This is a genomic window from Caulobacter sp. BK020, from assembly GCF_004342605.1.
Taxonomy (GTDB): Bacteria; Pseudomonadota; Alphaproteobacteria; order Caulobacterales; family Caulobacteraceae; genus Caulobacter.
In genome coordinates this window covers 461,493-484,810 of record NZ_SLZL01000001.1, presented here as the reverse complement: position 1 = coordinate 484,810, position 23,318 = coordinate 461,493, and the positions used below count along the sequence as shown (strand labels likewise).

At 69.5% G+C, this 23,318-nt stretch carries 22 protein-coding genes; 14 read left to right on the top strand and 8 right to left on the bottom strand.

Annotated elements, in window-relative coordinates:
* Positions 1-107: 107 nt before the first annotated feature.
* From EV278_RS02305 to EV278_RS02295, 3 genes are read left to right on the top strand one after another with little or no spacing between them, the layout of a single operon-like run.
* Positions 108-653, top strand: coding sequence for a hypothetical protein (locus EV278_RS02305; RefSeq protein ID WP_132086239.1), 546 nt, complete (start codon positions 108-110; stop codon positions 651-653).
* Complete coding sequence (locus EV278_RS02300; protein ID WP_132086237.1) at positions 631-1,068, top strand: type II toxin-antitoxin system VapC family toxin; 438 nt, start codon at positions 631-633, stop codon at positions 1,066-1,068. Before EV278_RS02305 ends, EV278_RS02300 begins: the two co-directional genes overlap by 23 nt.
* The gene (locus tag EV278_RS02295) at positions 1,065-1,544 is read left to right on the top strand and encodes a nucleoside deaminase (RefSeq protein WP_347812813.1); all 480 of its coding nucleotides are present in this window, start codon (positions 1,065-1,067) and stop codon (positions 1,542-1,544) included. The genes EV278_RS02300 and EV278_RS02295 overlap by 4 nt, the downstream gene beginning before the upstream one ends.
* A 5-nt stretch (positions 1,545-1,549) precedes the next feature.
* Here the strand turns inward: EV278_RS02295 and EV278_RS02290 are convergent, their stop codons facing one another.
* Positions 1,550-1,957 (bottom strand): hypothetical protein, encoded by a 408-nt coding sequence (locus EV278_RS02290; RefSeq protein WP_132086235.1) that lies wholly within the window; start codon positions 1,955-1,957, stop codon positions 1,550-1,552.
* A 117-nt stretch (positions 1,958-2,074) separates the two neighbouring features.
* On the opposite strand from EV278_RS02290, the gene pseB reads away from it, so the two are divergent.
* Both pseB and pseC read left to right on the top strand, forming a co-directional pair.
* Positions 2,075-3,109, top strand: coding sequence for a UDP-N-acetylglucosamine 4,6-dehydratase (inverting) (gene pseB, locus EV278_RS02285; protein WP_132086233.1), 1,035 nt, complete (start codon positions 2,075-2,077; stop codon positions 3,107-3,109).
* Position 3,110: 1 nt separating this feature from the next.
* On the top strand, positions 3,111-4,283 hold the full coding sequence (gene pseC, locus EV278_RS02280; RefSeq protein ID WP_132086231.1) for a UDP-4-amino-4,6-dideoxy-N-acetyl-beta-L-altrosamine transaminase: 1,173 nt from the start codon (positions 3,111-3,113) through the stop codon (positions 4,281-4,283).
* A gap of 100 nt (positions 4,284-4,383) precedes the next feature.
* Here the strand turns inward: pseC and EV278_RS02275 are convergent, their stop codons facing one another.
* Positions 4,384-6,102 carry a hypothetical protein gene (locus tag EV278_RS02275; RefSeq protein ID WP_132086229.1) on the bottom strand — a complete coding sequence of 573 codons (1,719 nt, stop codon included), beginning with the start codon at positions 6,100-6,102 and terminating at the stop codon, positions 4,384-4,386.
* 233 nt (positions 6,103-6,335) lie between these two features.
* Here EV278_RS02275 and EV278_RS02270 point away from each other — a divergent pair, with 233 nt between their 5' ends.
* The 5 genes from EV278_RS02270 (at position 6,336) to EV278_RS02250 (ending at position 9,928) form a co-directional block, all read left to right on the top strand.
* Complete coding sequence (locus EV278_RS02270) at positions 6,336-7,046, top strand: response regulator transcription factor (protein ID WP_056756117.1); 711 nt, start codon at positions 6,336-6,338, stop codon at positions 7,044-7,046.
* Complete coding sequence (locus EV278_RS02265; RefSeq protein ID WP_243692041.1) at positions 7,015-8,739, top strand: ATP-binding protein; 1,725 nt, start codon at positions 7,015-7,017, stop codon at positions 8,737-8,739. The genes EV278_RS02270 and EV278_RS02265 overlap by 32 nt, the downstream gene beginning before the upstream one ends.
* Positions 8,736-9,170 carry an HPr kinase/phosphorylase gene (locus EV278_RS02260; protein WP_132086227.1) on the top strand — a complete coding sequence of 145 codons (435 nt, stop codon included), beginning with the start codon at positions 8,736-8,738 and terminating at the stop codon, positions 9,168-9,170. The genes EV278_RS02265 and EV278_RS02260 overlap by 4 nt, the downstream gene beginning before the upstream one ends.
* Positions 9,171-9,245: 75 nt before the next feature.
* Positions 9,246-9,653 (top strand): PTS sugar transporter subunit IIA, encoded by a 408-nt coding sequence (locus EV278_RS02255; protein WP_035080717.1) that lies wholly within the window; start codon positions 9,246-9,248, stop codon positions 9,651-9,653.
* Positions 9,650-9,928 (top strand): HPr family phosphocarrier protein, encoded by a 279-nt coding sequence (locus tag EV278_RS02250; protein ID WP_056756108.1) that lies wholly within the window; start codon positions 9,650-9,652, stop codon positions 9,926-9,928. The genes EV278_RS02255 and EV278_RS02250 overlap by 4 nt, the downstream gene beginning before the upstream one ends.
* A 64-nt stretch (positions 9,929-9,992) precedes the next feature.
* On the opposite strand, the gene EV278_RS02245 is transcribed toward EV278_RS02250, so the two are convergent.
* Positions 9,993-10,667 carry an OmpA family protein gene (locus EV278_RS02245; RefSeq protein WP_132086225.1) on the bottom strand — a complete coding sequence of 225 codons (675 nt, stop codon included), beginning with the start codon at positions 10,665-10,667 and terminating at the stop codon, positions 9,993-9,995.
* A 207-nt stretch (positions 10,668-10,874) separates the two neighbouring features.
* Between EV278_RS02245 and EV278_RS02240 the strand changes: the two genes are divergently transcribed.
* Positions 10,875-11,810: a 2-oxoglutarate and iron-dependent oxygenase domain-containing protein gene (locus tag EV278_RS02240; protein WP_132086223.1), complete on the top strand. Its 936-nt coding sequence runs from the start codon at positions 10,875-10,877 to the stop codon at positions 11,808-11,810.
* 96 nt (positions 11,811-11,906) lie between these two features.
* On the opposite strand, the gene EV278_RS02235 is transcribed toward EV278_RS02240, so the two are convergent.
* Positions 11,907-13,589 carry a TadE/TadG family type IV pilus assembly protein gene (locus EV278_RS02235; protein ID WP_165916497.1) on the bottom strand — a complete coding sequence of 561 codons (1,683 nt, stop codon included), beginning with the start codon at positions 13,587-13,589 and terminating at the stop codon, positions 11,907-11,909.
* A 119-nt stretch (positions 13,590-13,708) separates the two neighbouring features.
* Complete coding sequence (locus tag EV278_RS02230; protein WP_132086219.1) at positions 13,709-15,523, bottom strand: M2 family metallopeptidase; 1,815 nt, start codon at positions 15,521-15,523, stop codon at positions 13,709-13,711.
* A gap of 172 nt (positions 15,524-15,695) precedes the next feature.
* On the opposite strand from EV278_RS02230, the gene rlmN reads away from it, so the two are divergent.
* The 3 genes from rlmN (at position 15,696) to EV278_RS02215 (ending at position 18,289) form a co-directional block, all read left to right on the top strand.
* Positions 15,696-16,916, top strand: a complete 1,221-nt coding sequence (gene rlmN / locus EV278_RS02225) for a 23S rRNA (adenine(2503)-C(2))-methyltransferase RlmN (RefSeq protein WP_132086217.1) — start codon at positions 15,696-15,698, stop codon at positions 16,914-16,916.
* A gap of 89 nt (positions 16,917-17,005) precedes the next feature.
* Positions 17,006-17,434 (top strand): DUF350 domain-containing protein, encoded by a 429-nt coding sequence (locus tag EV278_RS02220; RefSeq protein ID WP_056754991.1) that lies wholly within the window; start codon positions 17,006-17,008, stop codon positions 17,432-17,434.
* A gap of 15 nt (positions 17,435-17,449) precedes the next feature.
* The gene (locus EV278_RS02215; RefSeq protein WP_132086215.1) at positions 17,450-18,289 is read left to right on the top strand and encodes a serine protease; all 840 of its coding nucleotides are present in this window, start codon (positions 17,450-17,452) and stop codon (positions 18,287-18,289) included.
* A 171-nt stretch (positions 18,290-18,460) separates the two neighbouring features.
* Here EV278_RS02215 and EV278_RS02210 read toward each other — a convergent pair whose 3' ends face one another.
* From EV278_RS02210 to EV278_RS02200, 3 genes are all read right to left on the bottom strand, one after another.
* Complete coding sequence (locus EV278_RS02210) at positions 18,461-20,173, bottom strand: MFS transporter (RefSeq protein WP_132086213.1); 1,713 nt, start codon at positions 20,171-20,173, stop codon at positions 18,461-18,463.
* 37 nt (positions 20,174-20,210) lie between these two features.
* Positions 20,211-21,746, bottom strand: coding sequence for a response regulator (locus EV278_RS02205; RefSeq protein WP_132086211.1), 1,536 nt, complete (start codon positions 21,744-21,746; stop codon positions 20,211-20,213).
* Positions 21,747-21,897: 151 nt separating this feature from the next.
* On the bottom strand, positions 21,898-23,316 hold the full coding sequence (locus EV278_RS02200) for an MFS transporter (RefSeq protein ID WP_132086209.1): 1,419 nt from the start codon (positions 23,314-23,316) through the stop codon (positions 21,898-21,900).
* Positions 23,317-23,318: the final 2 nt, after the last annotated feature.

Sequence of the window (23,318 nt, the reverse complement as noted above, 5' to 3'; positions counted from 1 at the left end):
CGCATCTCACGATGGGCGAGGCCCGTGATGGCGCCGATCCAGCCGGGGATCAAGATTGCCGAGTCCCGAAAATAGTATATACTTCGTACGCTGGCTGGAAACATACTATGAAGCCGACGAAGTACGAGCCCCTGAAACGGCATCTGGAAGGCATGTTCCAACACGGCGAGGTGCGCCTTTCCTTCCAGGAGATCGAGCGCATCCTCGGCTTTTCCCTGCCGCGCTCGGCCTATGAGGCCCAGCCCTGGTGGTCGAACACCCGGGCCGGCCACTCGCAGGCGACCGCCTGGCTGGACGCCGGCTGGAGGACCGCCTCGCTCGACCTCGGCGCCCAGCGGGTCAGCTTCGTCAAGGCAGACCGGTTCGGCGTGGCCGAGGAGGGCGCGATCTTCCAACACCAGGACGCCGAAGCCATCGTCCTGCCGCCAACGACCCTTCACCCGCGCGCCCTGCGGATGATCGACGAGCACGTCGCCGAGCACGGGGGCGACCGGGCCGGCGCCTGCGTCGCCCTGCTCGACCAGTTGGCCAACGACCGGCTCGCGGCGATGGTCGACTGGTTCCAGAAGGCGTCGCCGCCGTCCGCGATCTCCAGCGCCGACCTGATCCGCGAAATCCGCGAAGAGCGCGATGAAGAACTCGATGGGCGATGAGGTGGTGGTGGATGCTTCCGTCGCCGTCGATTGGCTTCTCCCGGGGTCGGGATCGGCGGCCGCGGCGGCGCTTGTCAGGGGCGGCGAGCGGCGGGTCGCGCCGGAACTGATTTTTGTCGAGTTCAATTCGGCCGCCGCCAGGTTCGTTCGGCGCAGACAGGTCAGTGATGCGGTGGCGCGTCAGGCGATCCGTCGATTACCTGACTTGATCGACGAGGCCTCGGGCCTGGGCGATCTGGCCAGCCCGGCCCACGATCTGGCGGCGCACCATGGTTTTTCGACCTATGACGCCGTCTACCTGGTCCTGGCCCTTCGGCGCGGCGTTCCACTCGTCACGGCCGATGCAAAGCTTGCTAGAAGAGCAGTTGAAGTCGGCCTGGCTGGCCATGTGCGCTTGTTGACCTCGGAGCCTTGATCATCATCCCCGCCCCGCTCACCGACGAAGCCGTCATGGCCCTGGCGCTGGACGAAGCGCGCGCCGCCGCTGCGGCCGGCGAGACGCCCGTGGGGGCGGTGATCCTCGATCCGGCGACCGGCGAGGTGATCGCTCGGGCCGGCAACGGGCCGATCGGCGCCCACGACCCGACGGCCCATGCCGAGATCGCCGCGATGCGGCTGGCGGCCGTCAGGCTGAAGAACTACCGCCTGACCGGCCTGACCCTGGTGGTGACGCTGGAGCCCTGCGCCATGTGCGCCGGGGCGATCAGTCACGCCCGCATCGGCCGGGTGGTGTTCGGGGCCGAGGATCCCAAGGGCGGAGCCGTGGTCCATGGCCCGAAATTCTTCGCCCAGCCCACCTGCCACTGGCGGCCGGAGGTGACGGGCGGGGTGATGGCGGAGGAGAGCGCGGACCTGCTTCGGGGGTTCTTCCGCGAGCGACGGAAGAAGTAGGCCCGTCAGTTCACCATCGCCGAGCCCAGCAGCACCTTGCTCCCCTTGCGGCCAAGCACCTTGTCGGCGGCGTCCTGCATCCGCGAGCCCAGATAGTTCAGGTCCGGGGCCGCGCCGCGCGGCATGCCGGCGGTGTAGGTCATCAGCACCTGGGCGAAGGCGGCGCGCAGCCGGGGTTCCGACTGCTGGGCGCGCTCCATCAGGGCCGGATCCAGGGCCTGGACGCCGGTCTCCAGGGTCATGACCCCCCGGCGGCCGTCGCGACGAATCGTGGTGGCGGTCAGGGGCTGCAGGGCGAAATAGGTGGCCGGAGCCTTCTTCTCCTCCTTGCCGTGACCGGCGAAGGCGGGCGGGGCGGCCAGGCTGGCGGCGGCCAGCAGCGACAGGAGGGACAGGACGATTGCGCGGCGCATGGGCCCTTGTGGCACGACGGGATTGACGTCCTCTTTACGTCTGGCGAGCACAAAGGGGCGTTAACCATGACTCGCCTCGCGCGCCTCTGACGGCGGCGGAGGCTCAGGAGGCTGAAATTGGGGCGCTTTTCACCGAAAACCCTCGATCTGGACGGCAAGGTCATCCTGGTGACCGGCGGGACGGGCTCGTTCGGCCGCCGATTCATCGAAACCGTCCTGCGACGTTCGGACCCGCGGAAGGTGATCGTCTATTCCCGCGACGAATTGAAGCAGAGCGACATGCAGCTGGAGCTGCGCGAGCAGTTCGACGAGGCGACCTACGGCAAGCTTCGTTTTTTCCTGGGTGACGTGCGTGATCGCGAGCGCCTGACCCTGGCCTTGCGTGGCGTCGACATCGTCATCCACGCCGCGGCCCTCAAGCAGGTGCCGGCGGCCGAGTACAACCCGTCGGAATGCATCCACACCAACGTGCTGGGGGCCGAGAACGTGGTCTGGGCCAGCCTGAACAACCACGTCAAGCAGGTGGTGGCCCTGTCGACCGACAAGGCCTGCAACCCGATCAACCTCTATGGCGCCACGAAGCTGGCCTCGGACAAGACCTTCGTGGCCGCCAACAACCTGTCGGGCGACATCGGCACCCGCTTCGCCGTGGTCCGCTACGGCAACGTCGTCGGCTCGCGCGGCAGCGTGGTGCCGCTCTACAAGCGCCTGCTGGCCCAGGGCGCCACCGAGCTGCCGGTCACCGATGCGCGGATGACCCGGTTCTGGATCACCCTGAACCAGGGCGTGGAGTTCGTGCTGTCGTCGCTGGAGATCATGCGCGGCGGCGAGATCTTCGTGCCCAAGATCCCGTCCATGACCATGCCTGACCTGGTCAAGGCGATGTCGCCAGCCGCCGGCGTCAAGATCGTCGGCATCCGGCCGGGCGAGAAGCTGCACGAGATGATGATCAGCGCCGACGACGCTCGCGCCACCGTCGAGCTCGAGGACCGCTACGTGATCGAGCCGACCTTCGTGGAATATCCCCGCACGCCGTTCCGCGGCGAGGCGGGGACTAAGGACGTGGCCGAGGGCTTCAGCTACAGCAGCGACAGCAACGACGACTGGCTCAGCGAGGACGGCCTGAACGCCATGCTGGCCGAGAAGGCCTGACGTGTCGGACGGCGCGCTTCCGTTCCTGCCGTACGGCCGTCAGACCATCGAGGACGACGACGTGGCGGCGGTGGCGGCGGCCCTGCGCGCCGACCTTCTCACGACGGGTCCGACCGTTGAAGCCTTCGAGACCGCATTCAAAGAGAAGGTCGGCGCCAAGCACGCGATCGCCGTCTCCAACGGCACCGCTACCCTGCACCTGACCATGCTGGCCCTGGGCGTGGGCGAGGGCGACGTCTGCATCGCGCCGTCGGTCACCTTCCTGGCCACCGCCAACTGCGCCCGCTATGTCGGGGCCGAGGTGGTGTTCGCCGACGTCGACCCGAATTCCGGCCTGATGACGCCAGAGTCCTTGGCCGACGCGCTGAAGCGTGCGGCTGGTCGCAAGGTGAAAGCCGTGTTGCCGGTGCACCTGCGCGGCGACATTTGTGATCTGCCGGGCCTGAAGGCCCTGGCCGACGGCGTCGGCGCGGTGCTGGTCGAGGACGCGCCCCACGCCCTGGGCTCGGTCGGGACCTTCGGTGGGGTCGCCCACCCGGTCGGCGACGGGGCCTATTCAAGCTTCGCCAGCTTCTCGTTTCATCCCGTCAAGACCCTGGCCACCGGCGAGGGCGGCATGCTGACCACCAATGACGCCGCCCTGGCGGCGCGGGCGCGGTCCCTGCGCGGCCACGGCATGGTCCGCCCGGCCGGGGCCGAGGCCTGGGTCTACGAGATGCCTGAGCTGGGCTTCAACTACCGCATCCCCGACGTGCTCTGCGCCCTGGGGATCTCGCAACTGGCCAAGCTCGACCGCTTCGTGGCGCGGCGAAAAGCGCTGGCGGCGCTCTACGCTGAAAAGCTGGCGTCCCTGGCCCCGGTCGTGCGCCTGGCGGAAAGCCCCGCCTGGTCCGACCCGGCCCTGCACCTGCTGACCGTGCTGGTCGACTTCGAGGCCGCCGGGACCATGCGTCGCGAGGTGGTCGAGGCGCTGAAGGCCCAGGGGGTCGGCAGCCAGGTCCACTACATCCCGGTGCACCGCCAGCCCTACTACCAGGCCCGCTACGGCGCCCTGGACCTCCCCGGCGCCGACGCCTGGTACGCCCGCTGCCTGACCCTGCCGCTGTATCCGGGGATGGCCGACGGCGACGTGGACCGGGTGGTCGAGGCGCTGGCGGGGGCGTTGGGGCGATAAAGATCGGGGACATGCGCTTGCGCGTGTCCCCAGCCGTCGCAGTGCGAGATTTGGGGCGAGATTTGGGGACACGCACAAGTGCATGTCCCCAGCGGAGGCCCTAAGCCGCCGCCTTCGTGACCATGCCCTTGAGCAGGTCCATGGTCTCGGGCGAGTTGGCCAGTTCTTCGCGGGCCTCGGGCGCGCGGGCCAGTTTCATCGCTTCGAGCTTGGCCTTGTCGGCGACCGGGCCGGTGGGGCCGGCCTCGCCCATGGCCAGCTTGATCAGCACGGCCAGCTTCTGGGGCAGGGGCGCGGGGGCGCGGACCAGCATGGCGACCAGGCGGGCGTCGGCCTCGATCATGCCGCCCACCTCGCCCAGGCGGGTGCACAGCGGGCCGTAGTCCTCGACCACCAGGCCCGAGCGGACCAGGGACCGTTGCAGGGCGGCCAGGGCGGCCAGCTTGGACGCCGCCGAGTCGGGACCCTGCCGCAGCTCGCGCTCGAAGCGCAGGGCCAGGACGTTGGCCGACAGCCAGCGGGCGGCCATGCGCTTGTTGACCGCGCCCATGACGTTCTCGGCCAGGCGGATCAGCATCTGCACCTCCTCGCGCGACGAGCGGTCGCGGCCGAGCAGGGCTTCGATGAACTCGCCGTTCAGCAGGGTCTTGGAGCGGGTGGTGAAGGCGCTGGTGATGTCTTCAGGCGGCAGGATGCGGCCCGCAGCGGCGGTCAGGCTCATGGCCAGGGCGCGCAGGTACTCGATCTCGGCCTCGGCGTCGGCCGGCTTCAGGCGGCGCACGCCGTTCAGCTCCTTGAGCACGCGCTGGGCGATCGACATCCGCACGGCGGGGAAATGGTCGCCGGCCAGCCATTCGCCCAGGCGCTTGGCCGTGCCGGAGAGCTCGGGCATGCAGTTGCGCACCCCGGCCTCGACACGGATCAGGCCTTCGACCTGGGCGCCGCCGGACAGGCGGGTCATGGCCGCCAGGGTCGTGCCGAGATCGGCTTCGCCGCCCTTGTCCTGGGTCCCCAGAAGGTCGGCCATGCCGGCCTTGGAGCCGATGATCTCGGCCAGGGGCGTCTCGATGGCGGCCAGGGCGGCGGCGCGGGCCTTGGGATCGCTGGGCGCGGCGTCGGCCAGGTCCAGCAGGCGGGCGATCTTCTCGGACCAGTTCTTGCCGGGCGCGATCGAGGCGGCGACGCCGGCGCCCAGCAGGAAGGCGCGATCGGGATCGGTGGACAGGCGTTCGGCGGCGCGGGCGAAGCCTTCCTTGTCCAGGTCGGGCAGGGCGCCCTTCTTGAACTGCTTCATCAGGTTGGCGACGGTGCGCTCGACCAGGCCCTGGAAGGTGCGGATCAGTTCATGGACCGACATGCCCCGGGCTTCGGCCTCGGGGATGGCGATCTTCTGCAGGGCGTGCTGCAGGTCGGTGCCGGAGGCTTCCAGCTTCTCGACCAGGTCGGGACGGTGCAGCAGCTCGAACGGGGTGGCGTTGTGACGCGCCAGCCAGCCCTCCAGCAGCCGGCCGATGCGGTCGCGCGCGTGGGCGGTGTAGAGGTCGGCGGGCTGGACGCAGAGCGGATCCAGGTCCTCCTGCACCTTCTTGGGCTTGCCGCCGTCGACCTGGCCCTTGGTGAAGATCGAGATCGACTTGTATTCACGGCTCTCGGGGTCGAGGGTTTCCTTGCTGACGCGCACGGCGATCGCCCGCCCCTGCTCCAGCGCCTCCTCGGCGGTCTGCAGGGCGTGGGCGCGGATCTCGGTCGCCATGTCGAGCGTCCACTGCGCGCCGGGCTTGCGGCGCACGAACAGCTCGTAATGGACTTGGTCGCTCATCGGCAAAGGGCTCCCCGAAGCTCCCTTATGGGATACAAGACCTTAAGGTGAGGTTGCCGTCCGGAAACGCGGGGCGGGCGCTCTTCGGAAGCGCGCCGCAATCGCGCCACGCTGGAGCCGCAAAAGGCAGGGAAAGCTTGGCCGCCTCCAGGCGTTGTGAGGGGGCGCGTTGTAGCGTGCGACGCCGATCGATAGTATCGGCGGGATAATCGCGAAAGGACCCATAGGGCTCGATGGCCGATATTACTCTCATCGACGACGACGAGAACATCGTCGCTTCGGTTTCGCTGGCGCTGGAAAGCCACGGTCACGTGGTCAAGGCCTATTACGACGGCGCGTCGGGGCTCGACGCGGTCGAGAGCCAGGCGCCCGACCTGGTGATCCTGGACGTCAAGATGCCGCGCATGGACGGCATGGAGGTGCTGCGCCGCCTGCGCCAGAGCACCGAAATCCCGGTGATCATGCTGACCTCCAAGGACGACGAGATCGACGAGATTCTCGGCTTCAACCTCGGGGCCGACGACTACATCCACAAGCCGTTCAGCCAGCGCCTGCTGCTGGAACGGGTCAAGGCCGTGCTGCGCCGGGCGCGCCCCGAGGAGGAGGACGCCGCCAGCGCCGCCCCGGGCTCGGCCAATTCCAAGATCATGAAGCGCGGCAAGCTGACGCTGGATTCCGCGCGCCACGACAGCCTGTGGGACGGCAAGCCGGTGCGCCTGACGGTCACCGAGTTCCTGCTGCTGCAGTCGCTGGCCCAGCGCCCGGGCTTCGTGAAGAGCCGCGACAACCTGATGGACGCCGCCTACGACGACCAGGTCTATGTCGACGACCGCACCATCGACAGCCACATCAAGCGCATGCGCAAGAAGTTCCGGCAGGTCGATCCCGAGTTCGATTCCATCGAAACCCTCTATGGCGTCGGCTACCGATATCGCGAATCCTGATCGCAAGGGGGCCGGCGAGTCTGGGCCGGAGGCCAGGCCGAAGCGGGGTCTGATCCTGCCGAGGCTGGCCTGGCCCAAGCTCGCCTGGCCGAGAGGCTCGCGTCTGGGCCGGCTGATCATCGGCCTGAACCTGCTGGCCCTGGCGGTGCTGCTGGGCGGAGCGCTGGTGCTCAACGAGCTGCGCAGCGGCCTGATCAACACCCGCATCGACAGCCTGACCACCCAGGGCGAGCTGATCGCCAACGTGATCGACCTGGCCGCCACGGTGGGCGACCCGGAGCCGCGCCTGGTGCCCGACCAGGCCAGCGACATCCTGCAGAGCCTGTTCATCCCACGCTCGCAGCGCGCGCGGCTGTTCGACGCCGAGGGCAACCAGCTGGCCGATTCCTACGTCGTCGCCGACCGGGTGGAGTCCAGGGTGCTGCCGCCGGCCCGCAAGCCGGGCCAGCCGGCCTTCGGCCTGCCGACCCACAATCCGGACACCAAGCCCAAGGTCGCCGAGGCGGCCCACGAGGCCCTGGCGGCCGAGATCGCCCAGGCCAAGCTGGGCGAGCCCGTGGCCGGCACCCGCATCGACGAGATGGGCGAGCGGGTGGTGTCGGTGTCGATTCCCATCCAGCACGTGCGGGCCGTGCTGGGCGTCCTGACCCTCGAGGCCGGCGACGTCGACCAGATCATCGCCGCCGAGCGCAAGGCCCTGCTGCCGTTCGCCCTGATCGCCATCGCCACCACCCTGATCTCGTCGTTCCTGCTCAACCGCCTGATCGCCCAGCCGGTGCTGCGCATGGCCAGCGCCGCCGACCGCGTGCGGCTGGACGGGGCCCGGGCCATCTCCCTGCCGGACATTTCCGGCCGCAAGGACGAGCTGGGCGATCTGTCGCGCGCCCTGGAGGAGATGACCGACTCGATGTCCGAGCGGATGGACGCCATCGAGCGCTTCGCCGCCGACGTCGCCCACGAGATCAAGAACCCCCTGACCTCGATCCGCTCGGCCATCGAGACCCTGGACCTGGTGACCGATCCGGCCGCCCGGGCCCGGCTGCTGGGCATCCTGCAGCAGGACGTCACCCGCCTGGACCGGCTGGTCACCGACATTTCCAACGCCTCCAGGCTGGATGCGGAGCTGTCGCGCGAGGCGCCACGGGCCTTCGAGCTGAACGCCCTGCTGGCCGAGGTCATCCACCTGTACGACGCCTTGCTGCGGCCGGGCGAGGCTCCCGGCAGCGTGCGGGTGACCTTCGACGCCAAGGGCGCGCCGCCGCACGCCCGGATCGTGGCGCGCGAGACCCCGATGGGCCAGGTGTTCCGCAACCTGATCGACAACGCCCGCTCGTTCAGCGCCGCCGACGGCGAGGTGCGGGTGACGCTCAAGCGCGATCCGGGCCTGCGTGACCATCACAATCGCCTGATCGTCACGGTGGACGACGACGGTCCCGGCATCCCGCCCGACAATCTGGAGACGATCTTCGAGCGGTTCTACACCTCGCGGCCGAAAGGCAAGGCGTTCGGCGGCAATTCGGGCCTGGGCCTGTCGATCGCCCGCCAGATTGTCGAGGCGCACGGCGGCGCCATGCGGGCGGAGAACCGCAAGGACGCCGACGGCCAAGTGATCGGGGCGCGGTTCGTGGTCGACCTGCCCGAGGCGAGCGCCCACAACGGCCACCATCATCACCACGGCGGCCCGCGCGAATGATCCGTCATGCGGGACTGATCGCCCGCCGGGTCTTCGGAATCTGGCGCGGCGCGCTGATCGAGGGCCCGTCGGGCGTCGGCAAGAGCGACCTGGCGCTGCGGGCCCTGGACCAAGGCTTCGTCCTGGTCGCCGACGACCGCACCGTGACCTTCGTCTCCGGCGGCAGGCTCTACGGCCGGGCGCCCGACGCCCTGGCCGGACTGGTCGAGGTTCGCGGCGTGGGCGTGCTGCCCCGGCCGCATCGGGCGTTCTGCCCAATCGATCTTCTGGTACGCTGCGTGGATCGGCCGCAGGCGGTCGAACGCCTGCCCGATCCCCTGTTCGAGGCCATCGAGGGCGTGTCCACGCCGGTGCTGGACCTGTGGCCTCTCGAACCCGGCGGACCGGGGAAAATCAGGCGGGTGTTTGAGCATCTTGGAGTCGCCGGCTAACAAGCGTATCAAGGCGGCCCGCGCGGCGCCTCCCTGCCGCCAGGGGTTATGGGGATCCCGTTTGAGAGATCAGGCATGATCGGGCTCGTGATAGTCACGCACGGGCGGCTGGCGGAGGAGTTCGTCTCCGCCATGGAACATGTGGTCGGGCCGCAGGGCGCGGTGAAGGCCATCTGCATCGGTCCGGAAGACGACATGGAGCGTCGCCGGTCGGATATCCTGAAGGCGTGCGCCGCGGTCGACCAGGATGGCGACGGCGTGATCCTGCTGACCGACATGTTCGGCGGCACGCCCTCGAATCTGGCCATTTCGGTGATGGAGCAGACCAAGGCCGAGGTGATCGCAGGCCTGAACCTGCCGATGCTGATCAAGCTGGCCAGCGTGCGCCAGCGCGAGAACCTGCAGGCCTGCGTCGCCCACGCCCAGGAGGCTGGACGCAAATATATCTCCGTGGCCTCCTACGTGCTGGCGGGAGAAAAATGAGTCGCATGGCGGAGCGAACGGTCGAGATCGTCAACGAGCGGGGGCTGCACGCCCGCGCCTCGGCCAAGTTTGTCAAGCTGGCCTCGGGCTTCGACGCCGAGGTCACGGTCGCCCGCGACGGGACCAGCGTCGACGCCCGCTCGATCATGGGCCTGATGATGCTGGCCGCCGGCATCGGCTCGACCATCGACATCGCCGCCGAGGGCCCGGAAGCCGACGCGGCGGTCGAGGCCCTGACCGAGCTGGTGTCCAACCGGTTCGACGAGGAGCGGTAGGCTTCTCCCTACCCTACGGGAAAAGCTGCATGCCCCCGAACGCTGCCATGCCGGGCGGCCCGTCCTACCGTGTCAGCGGCCGCAGGATGATCTCGACCCGGCGGTTCTGGGCGCGGCCCTCGGCGGTGTCGTTGGAGGCGATCGGCTGGCGCTCGCCCTGGCCGGCCACGAAGACGCGGTCGGGCAGCACCCGGCCGGGACCGGTCAGGTAGCCGGCCACGGCGCTGGCCCGGCGCTCCGACAGGGTCTGGTTGTAGTCGTCCGGACCGCTGCTGTCGGCGTGACCCACCACGTCGATCGTGGTCTGGGGATAGGCGTTCAGGGTGCGGGCCACGTCGTCCAGCACCCGGGTGAACTGCGGCTGGACGTCCGACTTGTCGACGGCGAAGGTCACGTCGCTGGGCATGACCAGCACGATCTGGTCGCCGTTGCGGCGGATCATCACGCCCGAGCCCTCCAGGCTGCGGCGGAAGTCGGCCTGCTGACGGTCCATGTAGTTGCCCACGGCGCCGCCAGCCAAGGCGCCGATGCCCGCGCCGATCAGGGCGTTCTTGCGGCCCTGCTCGCCTTTGTTGGTGTTGGTCAGATAGCCCAGGGCCGCGCCGATGCCGGCGCCGGTCAGGACACCGGTCCCGGTGTTGTTGCGCACCGGCATGCCGGTATAGGGGTCGGTGGTGGTGCAGGCGGCCAGGGCCAGGGCGCCCGCCAGGGCGATCCACGGGGCGGACTTGTTCATCATCGCGGTCTTTCCCTCTTGCGGCCTTGATCCCGGGCCATCGCCCGTGATCCTTGGCGTCGTTGAATCCTTGCGAGGCAGAACGCCTCGTCCATGGTCACGTTCCACCATGTCGCATGACGCCAGGATGAACAGCCTTCGCGCCGGGCGCCTGACGGTGTAGTAAGTCCGATCTTACTAAGTCCCATCTTGCCAGCCGAGGCCACGCCCGTGTCCGCATCCGCCATCGAACCCGTCTCGTTCACCCTGTACTCGAAGGATTTCGACAGGTTCGCCCAGGCGCTGGGCGCGTCGTTCCAGCGCTACGGCTTCGCGGTGATCTCGGACCACGACCTGGCCCAGGCCCGGATCGACGCCGCCATCGCCGACGCCAAGGCCTTCTTCGCCCTGCCCGAGGAGACCAAGCGCCAGTACGCCGGGATCAAGGGCGGCTCGCGCGGCTATATCCCGTTCGGCATCGAGACCGCCAAGGGCGCCGACCACTACGACCTGAAGGAATTCTGGCATGTCGGCCGCGACCTGCCGCCGGGCCACCCGTTCCGCGCCACCATGGCCGACAATGTCTGGCCGGCCGAGATCCCCAGTTTCCACCATAATGTCGGCTGGCTGTACGGCGCGCTCGACAGCCTGGGCGTGCGGGTGCTGAAGGCCATCGCCACCTATCTGGAGCTGGGCCGCGACTTCTTCGACCCGACGGTCAAGGACGGCAACAGCGTGCTGCGCCTGCTGCACTATCCGCCGATCCCCAAGGACGCCACCGGCGTGCGGGCCGGGGCCCACGGCGACATCAACACCATCACCCTGCTGCTTGGAGCAGAAGAGGGTGGACTGGAGCTCCTGGACCGCAACGGCGACTGGCTGCCGATCAACCCGCCGCCGGGCTGCGTGGTCTGCAACATCGGCGACATGCTGGAGCGCCTGACCAACCACGTCCTGCCCTCGACCATCCACCGGGTGGTCAATCCGCCGCCGGAACGCCGCGGCGTGCCGCGCTATTCGACGCCGTTCTTCCTGCACTTCGCGTCGGACTACCTGATCAAGACCCTGCCCAGCTGCATCACGGCGGAGAACCCCGACCGCTATCCCGAACCGATCACCGCCGACGCCTTCCTCCAGCAGCGCCTGCGGGAGATCAAGCTGGCCTAGTCACGGTTACAGGTCCCCCTCGGTCGCAGGACGAGCCAGCGGCGAGGCGCCGCCAAAAAGAGAAAAGCCCCGGAGGATCGCTCCGGGGCTTTTTGCTTACTTGGTGATCCGCAGGTTCTGGATCGAGCCGGCGATGGTGTTGAACACCGCGGTCAGCTGGGCGGCGTCGGTGACGTCATAATACATGTCCAGCTTGCTGGCGCAGTCCTGCAGGATGGTCTTGGAGTGGCTGGAGACCCCCACGCCGATGGCGTAGATTTTCACCCCCTTGGCCTTGGCGTTGTCGCAGACCAGTTTCTCGCGGCTGTCGATCGCGTCGCGGCGGTTGGTGGCCGTCGAGCTGGTGGTCAGGGACGTGCCGCTGGCGTTCTTCAGCCTTCCCTGGCCGATGTAGCCGTAGCCGGTATAGGCCGAGTTGTTGGGGTTGTTGTAGGTGTCGTTGGTGTTGTCGCCGTCGGTCAGCAGCACGATCACCTTGGTGGTCTTCTTGCCGTCGGCGGTGGTCGGATTGACGCCGTCGGCGAAAGGGGCGTTGTTCGACAGGGTGTGCCAGCCCCAGACCAGACCCATGGCGACGTTGGTGTTGCCGTTGGCGACCATCTGCCCGAGCTTGGTCTTCACCAAGTCCCGGTCGGTGGTGGTCCGAACATTGGTCAGGCGCATCAGGCTGGTCATGCCGCAGCCGGAATTGGGGCCGTAGACCGTGCCGGTCTTGGCCAGGCTGAGCACGTTGTTCTTGTTGTTCGGGCCGTACTTGGCGATCGGCGTCGAGCGGCTGCTCCAGGCGGTGGCCGAGGTGCCGCTGGGCGAGACGCCGTCCGGCAGCCAGTTGTTCAGGATCGGATAGGAGGTGCTGGTGGTCCGGCTGTCGCGATAGCGGGTCGAGCTGGATTGGTTGACGCCGACGGTGTTGTCGTCGGGCTCGTCCGGCGCGAAGAACGGCACGAACAGCGAGGCGGGCGTCGCGCTGGTGGGCGGGTCGTCGGTGACGTCATAGGGCGCGGGACGGCTTTCGACGCAGCCGGCCCAGGTCAGGCCGAGGTTCGACAGCAGGGCGAAGCGGTCCTGGTTGGTCGCGAACACGTCGGTCCCGTAGCCAGTCGCTGGCATCTTTCCTGACATCCAGCTCTCGGTCTTGTAGGCCGAGCCGACATTGACGGTCATCGAGAAGGGCACGACGCTGATCTTCACCGCGTCGGTCTCGCTGGCCCGGGCCGCGGCGGCGGACAGGACGTCGACCAGCGACTTGGAGGCGTCGATCAGGGCGTCGATCTTCTTGGTCCCCGAGCCCAGGGTGCTGCCCATCGAGCCGGTGTTGTCGAGCACCAGGGCCACTTCCAGCTTGTTGACCGAGCGCATCACCGTGGAGCCCGCCGAGACGTTCGCATCGCCGGTGCTCCAGAGATTGGAGATGATCGGCTTGATCGTCACGTTCTGGATCGTGCCGACCACGGTGTTGTTGTCGCCCAGCGAGAACGTCGAGTTGGCGGCCGTCAGGGTCACACCCAGCCCGGCCATCTCTGTGGCCAGGGCGGCGTCGCCGATGGCGTCCAGATCGGCGTTGGTGGTCGCGGTCGAGCGGGCGGCCATCAGGGTCGCCGCGTCGAGGGCGTCCTGCAGCTGGCGCTTCTGGACGCTGGCCCGGCTGAGGTCGATCAGGCCGAAGGTCAAGATGGCGATGGGGATCAGAAGCAGCGCGAACTGCACGGCGATCGCGCCGCGCTCGTCGTCGCCCAGACGCCTGACGAGGCGCGCCGCAAGGCGTTTCCACATGGTCATGAGCAAGGCCCGACTCCCCAGAGATCGGGCATTATCGCCAAGGACGGTGAACGGGCTGCAAACGACGATGGTGAATCCTATCACCCTTCACGAGCGTCGTTCGGGCCCGTCTCCGGCGTCTACCAGCCGCAGGACTGGCCCTTGTTCTGCTTGATCAGCCAGGCGTTCAGCGGCGCGAAATAGTCGGCGATGGCGCTGGCGTCCAAGTCCTTCTCGCCGGTGAACGCCTCCAGGGCCTCGGGCCAGGGCCTGGACTGGCCCATGGCCAGCATCTTCTCGAACTTCTCGCCCACCGCCTTGTCGCCATAGACCGAGCAGCGGTTCAGCGGCCCCTTCCAGCCGGCCTGGCGGCAGGCGGCCCGGTAGAACTGGAACTGGTAGACCCGGGCTAGGAAATAGCGGGTATAGGGCGTGCTGTCGGCGACGTGGAACTTGGCGCCGGGGTCGAAGGCGTCGGCCGGGCGCGGCCCGGGCGGGGCGACGCCCTGGTACTGGGCGCGCAGCTTCCACCAGGCCTCGTTGTAGTGGGCGGGGTCGATCTGGCCGGAGAACACCTGCCAGCGCCACTTGTCGACCAGCAGGCCGAACGGCAGGAAGGCGATCTTGTCCATCGCCATGTTCAGCAGGTACGGGATGTCGGCGTCCGCGTCTGGCGCGGCGTCGATCACCCCGATCTGCTTCAGATAGGTCGGGGTCAGGGCCGACAGGCCGACGAAGTCGCCGATCGCCTCGTGGAAGCCGTCATTGGCCCCGCCCCGGAACAGGTAGGGCTGACCGGCGTAGGCCCGCTGGTAGAAGTTATGCCCCAGTTCGTGGTGCACGGTATAGAAGTCGTCGGCGTTGACCCGGGTGCACATCTTCACCCGGATGTCCTGGTCGTTATCGACGTCCCAGGCCGAAGCGTGACACACCACTTCGCGATCCCGCGGCCGGGTGATCATCGACCGCGTCCAGAAGGTGCCCGGCAGCGGAGCCATGCCCATCGAGGTGTAGAAGCCCTCGCCGGTCTTCATCATCCTGGTGGCGTCGTAGCCCTTGGCGACCAGCGACTGGGTCAGGTCGTAGCCTGGCCCGGGAAGGCCTTGCGGGGCGGCGATGTCGTAGATGTTGCTCCAGCTCTGGGCCCACATGTTGCCGGTCAGGTCGGCGCGGATCGGACCGGTCTTCGGCTGCACCGCGTCGCCATACTTGGCGTTCAGCCGCCCCCGCACATAGCAGTGCAGGTTCTTGTAGAAGGGCGCGACCTGGGCCCACAACGCGTCGGTCTTGGCGGCGAAGGCGTCGGGCTCCATGTCGTACCACGAGCGCCAAAGGGCTCCGGTGTCCTTGTAGCCCAGCTCGACCGAGCCTTCGTTGGCCAGCTTGACCAGCTGGGGATAGTCGGCGGCCATCGGCTTGGCCACGGCGTGCCAGGCCTCCCACATGGCCTTGATCTTGGCCGGGTCGCGTTCGGTGCGCAGGCGATCGTCCAGGTCGTCCAGAGTCAGGGTCTCGCCACCGATCGTCACCTTGCCGGTCGAGTAGAGCGCCCGCATCCGGGCCTGGACGTCGGCCAGCGCCTGGGCCGCGCCCGGCCGGTCGGAGGCCGGCAGCACCAGGCCGGCCTTCAGCAGCTTCAGCTTGCGGCGGGTGACCGGGTCGACCGGCGTGCGGTCGAAGCGGGCGGCCTGCTTGGCGTATTTCACGGCCAGGGCGTTGGACTCGGCGTCGACCTTGGCGTTCAGCCAGTTGGTGTCGTCGGTGATGTAGGTCGCCTGCACCCAGGCCATGCGGGCGGCGTATTCGCCCATGGCCATCAGGTCCTTCTCGGCGGCGTCGACGAAGGCCGTGGCTTCGGCGGGCGAGGGGGCCGAGGCGGTGGTCTGGGCCCGGGCGGACACGGCGGCGGCGCACAGGGCCGCGGCCGCGCACGCGGCCAGCAGACGGGACTTCATCGAGCCTCCCCAGATTTCGGCGATCCCCAAGGGATCCGGACGCCGCATGGGAGAGGGCGCAGGCGCGGGCGTCAAGGTCCGGGGCCGCGACGCCCCGTCCTTTTGGAAAAAGCCGCGAGAGCTGCTATATCCTGGCCTCGATCCCTGAAATGTCTTGCCTCCGGACCGCCCCTTGAGCGTCACCCTCGACCTGTCCCGCGTCGCGCCCTCTCCTTCGAAAGAAGGGGGCGATGCGCCCAAGCCGCTGATCAACCTGTCGGGCCTGACCCGGCCGCAGCTGGTGGCCGCCCTGACCGAGAGCGGCGTGGTCGAGCACGGCAAGGCCAAGATGCGCGCCACCCAGATCTTCCGCTGGGTGCATCATCGCGGCGTCACCGACTTCGCCCAGATGAGCGACGTGGCCAAGGAGACCCGGGCGCGCTTGACCGAACATTTCACGATCGCCCGCCCCGAGGTGGTCGAGCGCCAGGTCAGCAAGGACGGCACCCGCAAGTGGCTGATCCGCATGGCGCCGGGGATCGAGGTCGAGACCGTCTATATCCCGTCCGTGGGCCGGGTGGGGGCGCTCTGCGTCTCCAGCCAGGTCGGCTGCACGCTGAACTGCAGCTTCTGCCACACCGGCACCCAGGCCCTGGTGCGCAACCTGACCGCCGCCGAGATCGTCGCCCAGGTGCAGATCGCCAAGGACGACCTCTCCGAATGGCCGTCCGACAAGGACGACCGCCTGCTGAGCAACATCGTGTTCATGGGCATGGGCGAGCCGCTCTACAACCTGGGCCAGGTGGCCGACGCCATCGAGATCATCAGCGACAACGAAGGCATCGCCATCTCGCGCCGCCGGATCACGGTCTCGACCTCGGGCGTGGTCCCGCAGCTGCAGGCCCTGGGCGAGAAGACCCAGGCCATGCTGGCCATCAGCCTGCACGCCACCAACGACGCCCTGCGCGACGTGCTGGTGCCGCTGAACAAGAAGTATCCGCTGGACCAGCTGATGGCCGGCATCCGCGCCTATCCCGGCCTCAGCAACGCTCGTCGCGTGACCTTCGAATACGTCATGCTGAAGGGCGTCAACGACAGCCCGGATGAGGCCCGCGCCCTGGTCAAGCTGATCAAGGGCATCCCCGCCAAGGTCAACCTGATCCCGTTCAACCCGTGGCCGGGCACGGACTACCAGTGCTCCGACTGGGCCGCGATCGAGGCCTTCGCCGCGATCCTCAACCGGGCCGGCTATTCCTCGCCGATCCGCACCCCCCGCGGCCGCGACATCCTGGCCGCCTGCGGCCAGCTGAAGAGCGAGAGCGAGAAGGTCCGCGCCTCGGCGATGCGCAAGCTGTCGATGGCGGCCATGGCCGGCGTGCTGGACGACGATGAGGAGGACGAGGCGGCGGCGTAAGGGTCGGATCCACGCCCGACGAGCCCCCTACGCACGGCCGCCGGTCCCGTGCTAGCAATGCGTCCCTCCAGTTCGGGATCACCGTCTTCATGCCGCCTCAGCTCCAGTCGCCCGAGATCCAGGCCTTCGCCAGCGGCCTGCCCCTGACCCTGCTGCACGCGGCCATCACCCTGGTGATGCTGGTCATCGGCACGGCGCTCTACGCCCTGCTGACCCCGCACCGGGAGATCAAGCTGATCCGCGAGGGCAACGCCGCCGCCGCCCTGTCGCTGGGCGGGGTGATGGTCGGCCTGGCCATCCCGCTGGCCACCTCGCTGAAGGCCTCGGTCTCGCCGCTGGAGATCGTGCTGTGGGGCGTCTCGACGATCGCCGTCCAGCTGCTGGTGTTCCGCGTCACCGACATGCTGCTCAAGGGCCTGCCCGAGCGGATCAACGAGGGCGAGGTCGCCGCCGCCGCCCTGCTGGTCGGGGCCAAGCTGGCCACCGCCCTGATCCTGGCCGCCGCGGTCGCCGGCTGAGGGCGGGGGCGTACCGTGCATTTCCCGAAACTTCCGGACTGGCTGATCTACGGGGCGGTGGTGGCCGCCCTGGTGGTCGTCGCCGTCGGCCGGCAGGAGCGCTCGGACGCGCCGCCGCCGCCGCCGCCGGTCCCTGGCGGCGAGGGCCTGCCGCTGGGTCCCGCCTCGCCGTTCGATCCGTCGGTGGTGGTCCAGGTGCCCGAGAAGGGCCAGCCCGGCAGCGGCACGGCCTTCTCGGTCGACGACGGCGGCTCGTGGCTGACCGCCCGGCACGTGGTCGACGGCTGCCGCGACGCCGCGATCGTCGTGGCCGACGGCCGGGGCGTGGCGGCCCGCATCACGCTGGACCCTTCCGGCGACGCGGCCATCCTGACCACCGAGGGCGGCGCGCCCGCCGTGCCCCTGCGCGGCCTGGCCGAACCGCCCCGGCGCGGCGAGCGGGCCTATCATCCGGGCTTCCCGCAGGGCCATCCGGGCGAGGTCACCTCGCGCCTGCTGGGCCGCGAGAACCTGGTCATCCGGGGGCGCGGCGCCCGGGTCGAGCCGGTGCTGGTCTGGGCCGAGGTCGGCCGTACCGACAATCTGAAGGGCACGCTGTCGGGCCTGTCGGGCGCCCCGGCCCTGGACAGCGCCGGGCGGGTGATCGGCGTGACGGTGGCGGAGTCGCCGCGCCGCGGCCGGATCTACACGACCGCCCAGGAGACCGTCGACGACCTGCTCAAGCAGAGCCGCCGCCCGCCGGCCGGCTTCGCCTTGGGCGAGGCGATCACCACCGAGAACTACGGCCGCGTCGCCGACGGCCTGCGCCGCGACCTGCGCGTGGCCCAGGTGGTGTGTTTGAAGAGCGAGGCCTGAGAAATTACGCCGCTTATCCCGGCGAATGCCGGGACCCAGATGGAATAGCTCGAAGGCAAGTTCCAAGGGCGCGGCGCTTATCCCGTCAGGCCCAGCCTGTGGATCTGGGTCCCCTGAGTTCTCAAACGAAGTGCAACACCCTGCGTTGGCGGAGGTGTTGGGATGTATAAGCTAGGCTTGCGCCGCATCTGGCTCTTCCTCCGCCGCCTTGGCCGCCGCGTGCCTGGGCTGGCGCACGGCGACCAGGAACGACAGGACAATGGCCACGACGCCGATCAGGGCCGTGTAGAGGAAGAAGGCCGTGTAGCCTGCCGCCATGGCTGGGGCGCTGACCCCCAGCTTGGCGCCGGCGGCGGTGAAGCTCTCGGGTGGCAGGCGCGTGAACAGGCCCTTTAGCGCGCCGATCGGGCCGCCATGCTCCGCGGCCTCGGCCGAGGCCTCGACAATCCGCCCCGACTGCGAGGCGATCAGCTTGCCGGGCAAGGCGTAGAGCGACGAGAACAGGGCGTACTGGGTGGCCGTGAACCCCGCCGTGGTCAGGCTGGACATGTAGGCGATCAGGGCCGTGCCCGCGACGCCTCCGGCGATGTTGTCGATGCAGATCGAGGCGAACAGCATCGGCACGCTGTGGCCGCTCATGGCCAGCAGGGCGAACATCAGGTTGCTGATCGGCTGGGCGAACGCGCCGACGATCAGGGCTCGCATCAGCCCGAAGCGGGCCACGACCACCCCGCCCAGGAACACCCCGGCCATGGAGGCGATGATGCCGAACACCTTCCGGATCTCGGCGATCTCGGTCAGGGAAAAGCCCATGTCGCGGTAGAACGGGTTCATGATGTTGAGCACGAAGTCCGAGACCCGGTAGACGCAGATCGCCGCCAGGATCAGGCCGGCCACGCCCGAAAAGCGGGTCAGGAACTCCTTGAGCGGCGAATAGAGGGCCGTCGACAGATAGACGCCGGGCTTGGTCTTGACCCTGGGGATCGGCCAAGCGGCGACCACGATCACGGCGAGACCCGCTAGCACCCCGGCCAGTTGCAGCCAGATCCCGTTCGGCTTGGCCTTCCAGGCCTCGGCCAGGGCGTCGCCACCCGCCAGCTTGGACAGCAGGCTGGCGTCGCCCGAAAGGCCCGAACCGACGAGCAGGGCGCCAACCACCAGGATGGCCAGCCGTACCAGCCATTCGATGATCTCCAAGACCTTGGGCTGGTTGACGCCGTCGATATGGATAGGCCGGATGGCGTGGGCCTCTTCGCGCGGCGCCGCCAAGGTCGAGACCACGCCGATCAGCATGACCCCAGCCATGACCAGGTAGGAGATGTTCCAGCCGAACCGCTCGGCCAGGATCAGCGGCACGGCCCCGGCCATGATCATCGCGCCGCGATAGCCCCACTGCACGGCGACCGCCATCTGGCCCTGGCGGTCGGCGTCGACCACCTCGATCCGCCAGGCGTCGATGACGATGTCCTGGGTGGCGGTGGCGAAGCCGACGATCACGGCGATGGCGGCCATCAGCGGCAGGTTCGCGGCCGGATTGACGCCGGAAATGGCCAGCAGGCCCAGGATGATCACCGCCTGGCAGACCAGCATCCAGGCCCGCCGGTGGCCGACCAGCCCATGCAGGACCGGCAGCTTGGTGCGGTCGATCAGCGGGGCCCAGAGGAACTTGAACGAGAACGACAGCGTCGCCAGGCTGAAGAAGCCGATCACCGCCAGGGACAGGCCCGCGTCGCGCAGCCACAGCGACAGGGTGTCGAAGATCAGCATGAAGGGCAGGCCCGAGGCGAACCCCAGGCCCAGCATCACCAGGCTGCGACGCTCACCGAAGAAGGCCAGGGTCTGCAGAAGGGTCTTCTTCTGCGGCGCGGGTTTGGCGTCGGTCATGCGTGGCGGTCCCCGGAGCGGGGAAGCCGCCCCGCCATCAGCCGGCGACCTTGGCGCGCGTCGTGGCTTTCGTCCAGCCAAGGCCGGTCCAGTTGGTCAGCACGCCGCGCAGGGCGGGGGGCGTCAGGGGCTTGGCCAGGAAGTCGTTCATGCCCGCCGCCAGGCAGGCGCGGCGGTCCTCGTCGAAGGCGTCGGCGGTCAGGGCGACGATCGGCGTGGTGACGCCGCGCTCGCGCAGGGCCTTGGTCGCCTCGATGCCGTTCAGGCCCGGCATGCGCAGGTCCATCAGGATCAGGTCGTAGAAGCCGCGCGACAGGGCCGAAACAGCCTCGTCGCCGCTGGCGATCCGGTCGACCCGGCAGCCCTCGCGCTCCAGCAGGGCGCGGGCCAGCAGGGCGTTGATCGGGTTGTCCTCGGCCAGCAGCACGCGAACGCCGGGAGCGGCGGCGGGGGCGATACGGTCGTCCTCGTGGGCCGGGGTCGGGACGGCCTCGATCGCCGGGGTCCGGGTCGCGGGGCGAGCGGCCAGCACCTGGGCGATCAGCGAGGCGCGGCGCAGCGGCTTGATCAGATAGCCCAGGCCGGCGGCCTTCAGCTTGGGGATGCGGTCGCGCTGGTCGGGGGTCAGCAGGACGACGCAGGCCCGGCCGGCCGGCGGTTTCAGCGCTCCGCGCGGCCCGGCGAGAGCGGCGTCGAGCAGCAGCACGGCGTCGGCCGGCGCGCCCTTCAGGGCCTGGGTCACCGTCTCGCCGGCCAGGGCCTGGCCGCCGCTGGCCCGGACCTGACGCAGGGCCGCCTCGCGGATCATGGCGTTGGGCGAGGCGATGGCCACGGCGCGGCCGGCCAGCGGCAGCTCCGCGGGCGGCGTCGGGGCGACCTCGAACGGGGCCTCGAACCAGAAGTCGGCCCCCTGGCCCAGCTCGCCGCCGACCCCGGCCTCGCCGTCCATGGCCTCGGCCAGGCGGGCGACGATGGCCAGGCCCAGCCCCGCTCCGCCCAGCTGGGCCTGATGCGAGGGATCGGTCTGGACGAAGGCCTCGAAGATGGCGGCCCGGGCTTCCGGAGCGACGCCGGGACCGGTGTCGCGGACGGAGAAGCGAACCCGGCCGTCGGCGGCCGGCTCGGCGCTCAGCAGCACCCCGCCGACCTCGGTGAACTTGATGGCGTTGCCGGCGTAGTTCAGCAGCACCTGCCGCAGCCGGCCCTCGTCGGCCAGGATCGTCGGCAGGCCGGGCGCGGCGGCCCAGGCGATCTCGATGGCCTTTTCGTGGGCGCGGGGGCTGAGCAGCTCGGCCACCTGGCGCAGCAGGTTCTCGACGTCGACCGGGGCGGCGTGCAGCTCGATGGCCGTCGCCCCCAGCCGGGCGAAGTCCAGCACGTCGTTGACCAGCGACAGCAGGTGGTCGCCGCTTTCGCGCAGGGCGCCGACATAGGCTCGCTGCTCGGCCGTCAGCCGCGTCCCCTCCAGCAGCCGCGCCATGCCCAGCACCCCGTTCAGCGGGGTGCGGAATTCGTGGCTGAGCGTCGCCAGCTGTTCGGGGGTGATCCCGGCGGAGGAAGGACGGTGGGTCATGGCGCGGGAGCTTAGCGGCGGCGGCTTAACGACGGGTGTGCGGCGAGGGCGGGTTCGGCCGATCGCCCCTCCCCCGTGGAGAGGATCTTGGATGCACGGCTTTGCTCCCTCACGCGGCCGGCCGCTGCGCCCGGATGAGCGGTTGACCGGGTCAGGCCTTCCGGGCCGGTTTTCCCTCGATCATCAGCGCCCCGACAATCCCAGCCGCCACGGCCGTCACGGCGCTGACCCCCATCACCCAGGGATAGCCTTCGGCGCCGGGGGCGAAATAGATCAGGCCCAGCACCGCCACCGCCAGCAGGCCAGCGATCCGGGCGACGGCGTTGTTGATCCCCGAGGCGACGCCGGCGTGGCTGGCGGCCACCGCGCTCATCACCGTATTGGTCAGGGGCGCGACGGCGATGGTCATGCCCAGGGCGACGACGAGCACGCCGGGCAGCACGCCGGTCCAGTAGCCCGAGCCGATCCATGGCGCGCCCAGCAGGCCGAAGCCGACGCCGGCCAGGATCGGGCCGACGGTCAGCATCGGCCGGGCCCCGAACCGGTCGGCCAGCCGACCCGCCGTCCCTGACAGCGTCCCCATGATCGCCGAGAACGGCAGCAGGGTCGCCCCGGCGCCGGCGGCCGAATAGCCGTGGCGGGCGATCAGTTCGAACGGCAGGAAGAACAGGGCGCCGGTCAGGCCGAAATAGAGCGCCAGGGTCAGCAGGTTGGCGCCGCTGAAGGTCCTGGAGCGGTAAAGGGACAGCGGCATCATCGGGTGCTTCTCGCGGGCCTGGCTGACCACGAAGCCCGTCAGGAGGGCCGCGCCGAGCGCTAGGGCCATCCAGACCGCGCCGCTGGTCCAGCCCCGCTGGCCCGCGGCGGTCAGGCCCCAGGTCAGGGCGCCCAGGCCCGTCGCGGCCAGGGCCGCGCCGCGCCAGTCCAGCGACTGGACCTCGGGGTCGCGGCTCTCGCGCACGGCCGCCAGGGCCAGCCAGACGGTGGCGGCGGCCAGCGGCAGGTTGATCAGGAAGATGGCCCGCCACGAGACGTGGTCGACCAGCCAGCCGCCCAGCACCGGGCCGATCGCCGTGGTCACCGCCCCGAACCCGGCCCACGCCCCGATCGCCGCCCCGCGCTCCTGGTCGCCGAAGGTCGAGCCCAGGATGGCCAGGCTGGCCGGGACCAGCATGGCCGCGGCAATCCCCTGGACCGCGCGGGCGGCGATCAGCCAGCCGGCGTCCGGGGCCAGGGCGCAGCCCAGCGAGGCGGTCGCGAACAGCGCCACCCCCATGACGAACACCTTGCGCCGCCCATAGCGGTCGCCGGCCGAGCCGCCGATCAGCACCAGGGCGCCCAGCAACAGCAGGTAGGCGTTGACGATCCACTGCACCTGGGCCGCGTCGGCGTTCAGCGCGGTGCGCATGGCCGGCAGGGCGACATTGACCACCGAGCCGTCGATGAAGGCCATGCTCGAACCCAGCACCGTGGCCGCCAGGGCCAGGCGCTTGCGCGGCGCGGGCAGGTCGGCGGCGGCGTGCGCGCGGATGGCGCCTTCGTCGCACGGGGGATGCACCGGTCCGGTCATGG

Bases quoted from the DNA above. Each gene is read 5' to 3' on its own strand.
- EV278_RS02265 (WP_243692041.1), top strand. From the start codon at position 7,015: ATGGCGTCGGCTACCGATATCGCGAATCCTGATCGCAAGGGGGCCGGC.
- EV278_RS02200 (WP_132086209.1), bottom strand. From the start codon at position 23,316: ATGACCGGACCGGTGCATCCCCCGTGCGACGAAGGCGCCATCCGCGCG.
- EV278_RS02290 (WP_132086235.1), bottom strand. From the start codon at position 1,957: ATGCGCCGCGCAATCGTCCTGTCCCTCCTGTCGCTGCTGGCCGCCGCC.
- EV278_RS02245 (WP_132086225.1), bottom strand. From the start codon at position 10,667: ATGATGAACAAGTCCGCCCCGTGGATCGCCCTGGCGGGCGCCCTGGCC.
- EV278_RS02230 (WP_132086219.1), bottom strand. From the start codon at position 15,523: ATGAAGTCCCGTCTGCTGGCCGCGTGCGCGGCCGCGGCCCTGTGCGCC.
- EV278_RS02305 (WP_132086239.1), top strand. From the start codon at position 108: ATGAAGCCGACGAAGTACGAGCCCCTGAAACGGCATCTGGAAGGCATG.
- EV278_RS02210 (WP_132086213.1), bottom strand. From the start codon at position 20,173: ATGACCGACGCCAAACCCGCGCCGCAGAAGAAGACCCTTCTGCAGACC.
- EV278_RS02220 (WP_056754991.1), top strand. From the start codon at position 17,006: ATGCCGCCTCAGCTCCAGTCGCCCGAGATCCAGGCCTTCGCCAGCGGC.
- EV278_RS02260 (WP_132086227.1), top strand. From the start codon at position 8,736: ATGATCCGTCATGCGGGACTGATCGCCCGCCGGGTCTTCGGAATCTGG.
- EV278_RS02250 (WP_056756108.1), top strand. From the start codon at position 9,650: ATGAGTCGCATGGCGGAGCGAACGGTCGAGATCGTCAACGAGCGGGGG.
- EV278_RS02205 (WP_132086211.1), bottom strand. From the start codon at position 21,746: ATGACCCACCGTCCTTCCTCCGCCGGGATCACCCCCGAACAGCTGGCG.
- EV278_RS02300 (WP_132086237.1), top strand. From the start codon at position 631: ATGAAGAACTCGATGGGCGATGAGGTGGTGGTGGATGCTTCCGTCGCC.
- EV278_RS02270 (WP_056756117.1), top strand. From the start codon at position 6,336: ATGGCCGATATTACTCTCATCGACGACGACGAGAACATCGTCGCTTCG.
- EV278_RS02255 (WP_035080717.1), top strand. From the start codon at position 9,246: ATGATCGGGCTCGTGATAGTCACGCACGGGCGGCTGGCGGAGGAGTTC.
- EV278_RS02275 (WP_132086229.1), bottom strand. From the start codon at position 6,102: ATGAGCGACCAAGTCCATTACGAGCTGTTCGTGCGCCGCAAGCCCGGC.
- EV278_RS02235 (WP_165916497.1), bottom strand. From the start codon at position 13,589: ATGACCATGTGGAAACGCCTTGCGGCGCGCCTCGTCAGGCGTCTGGGC.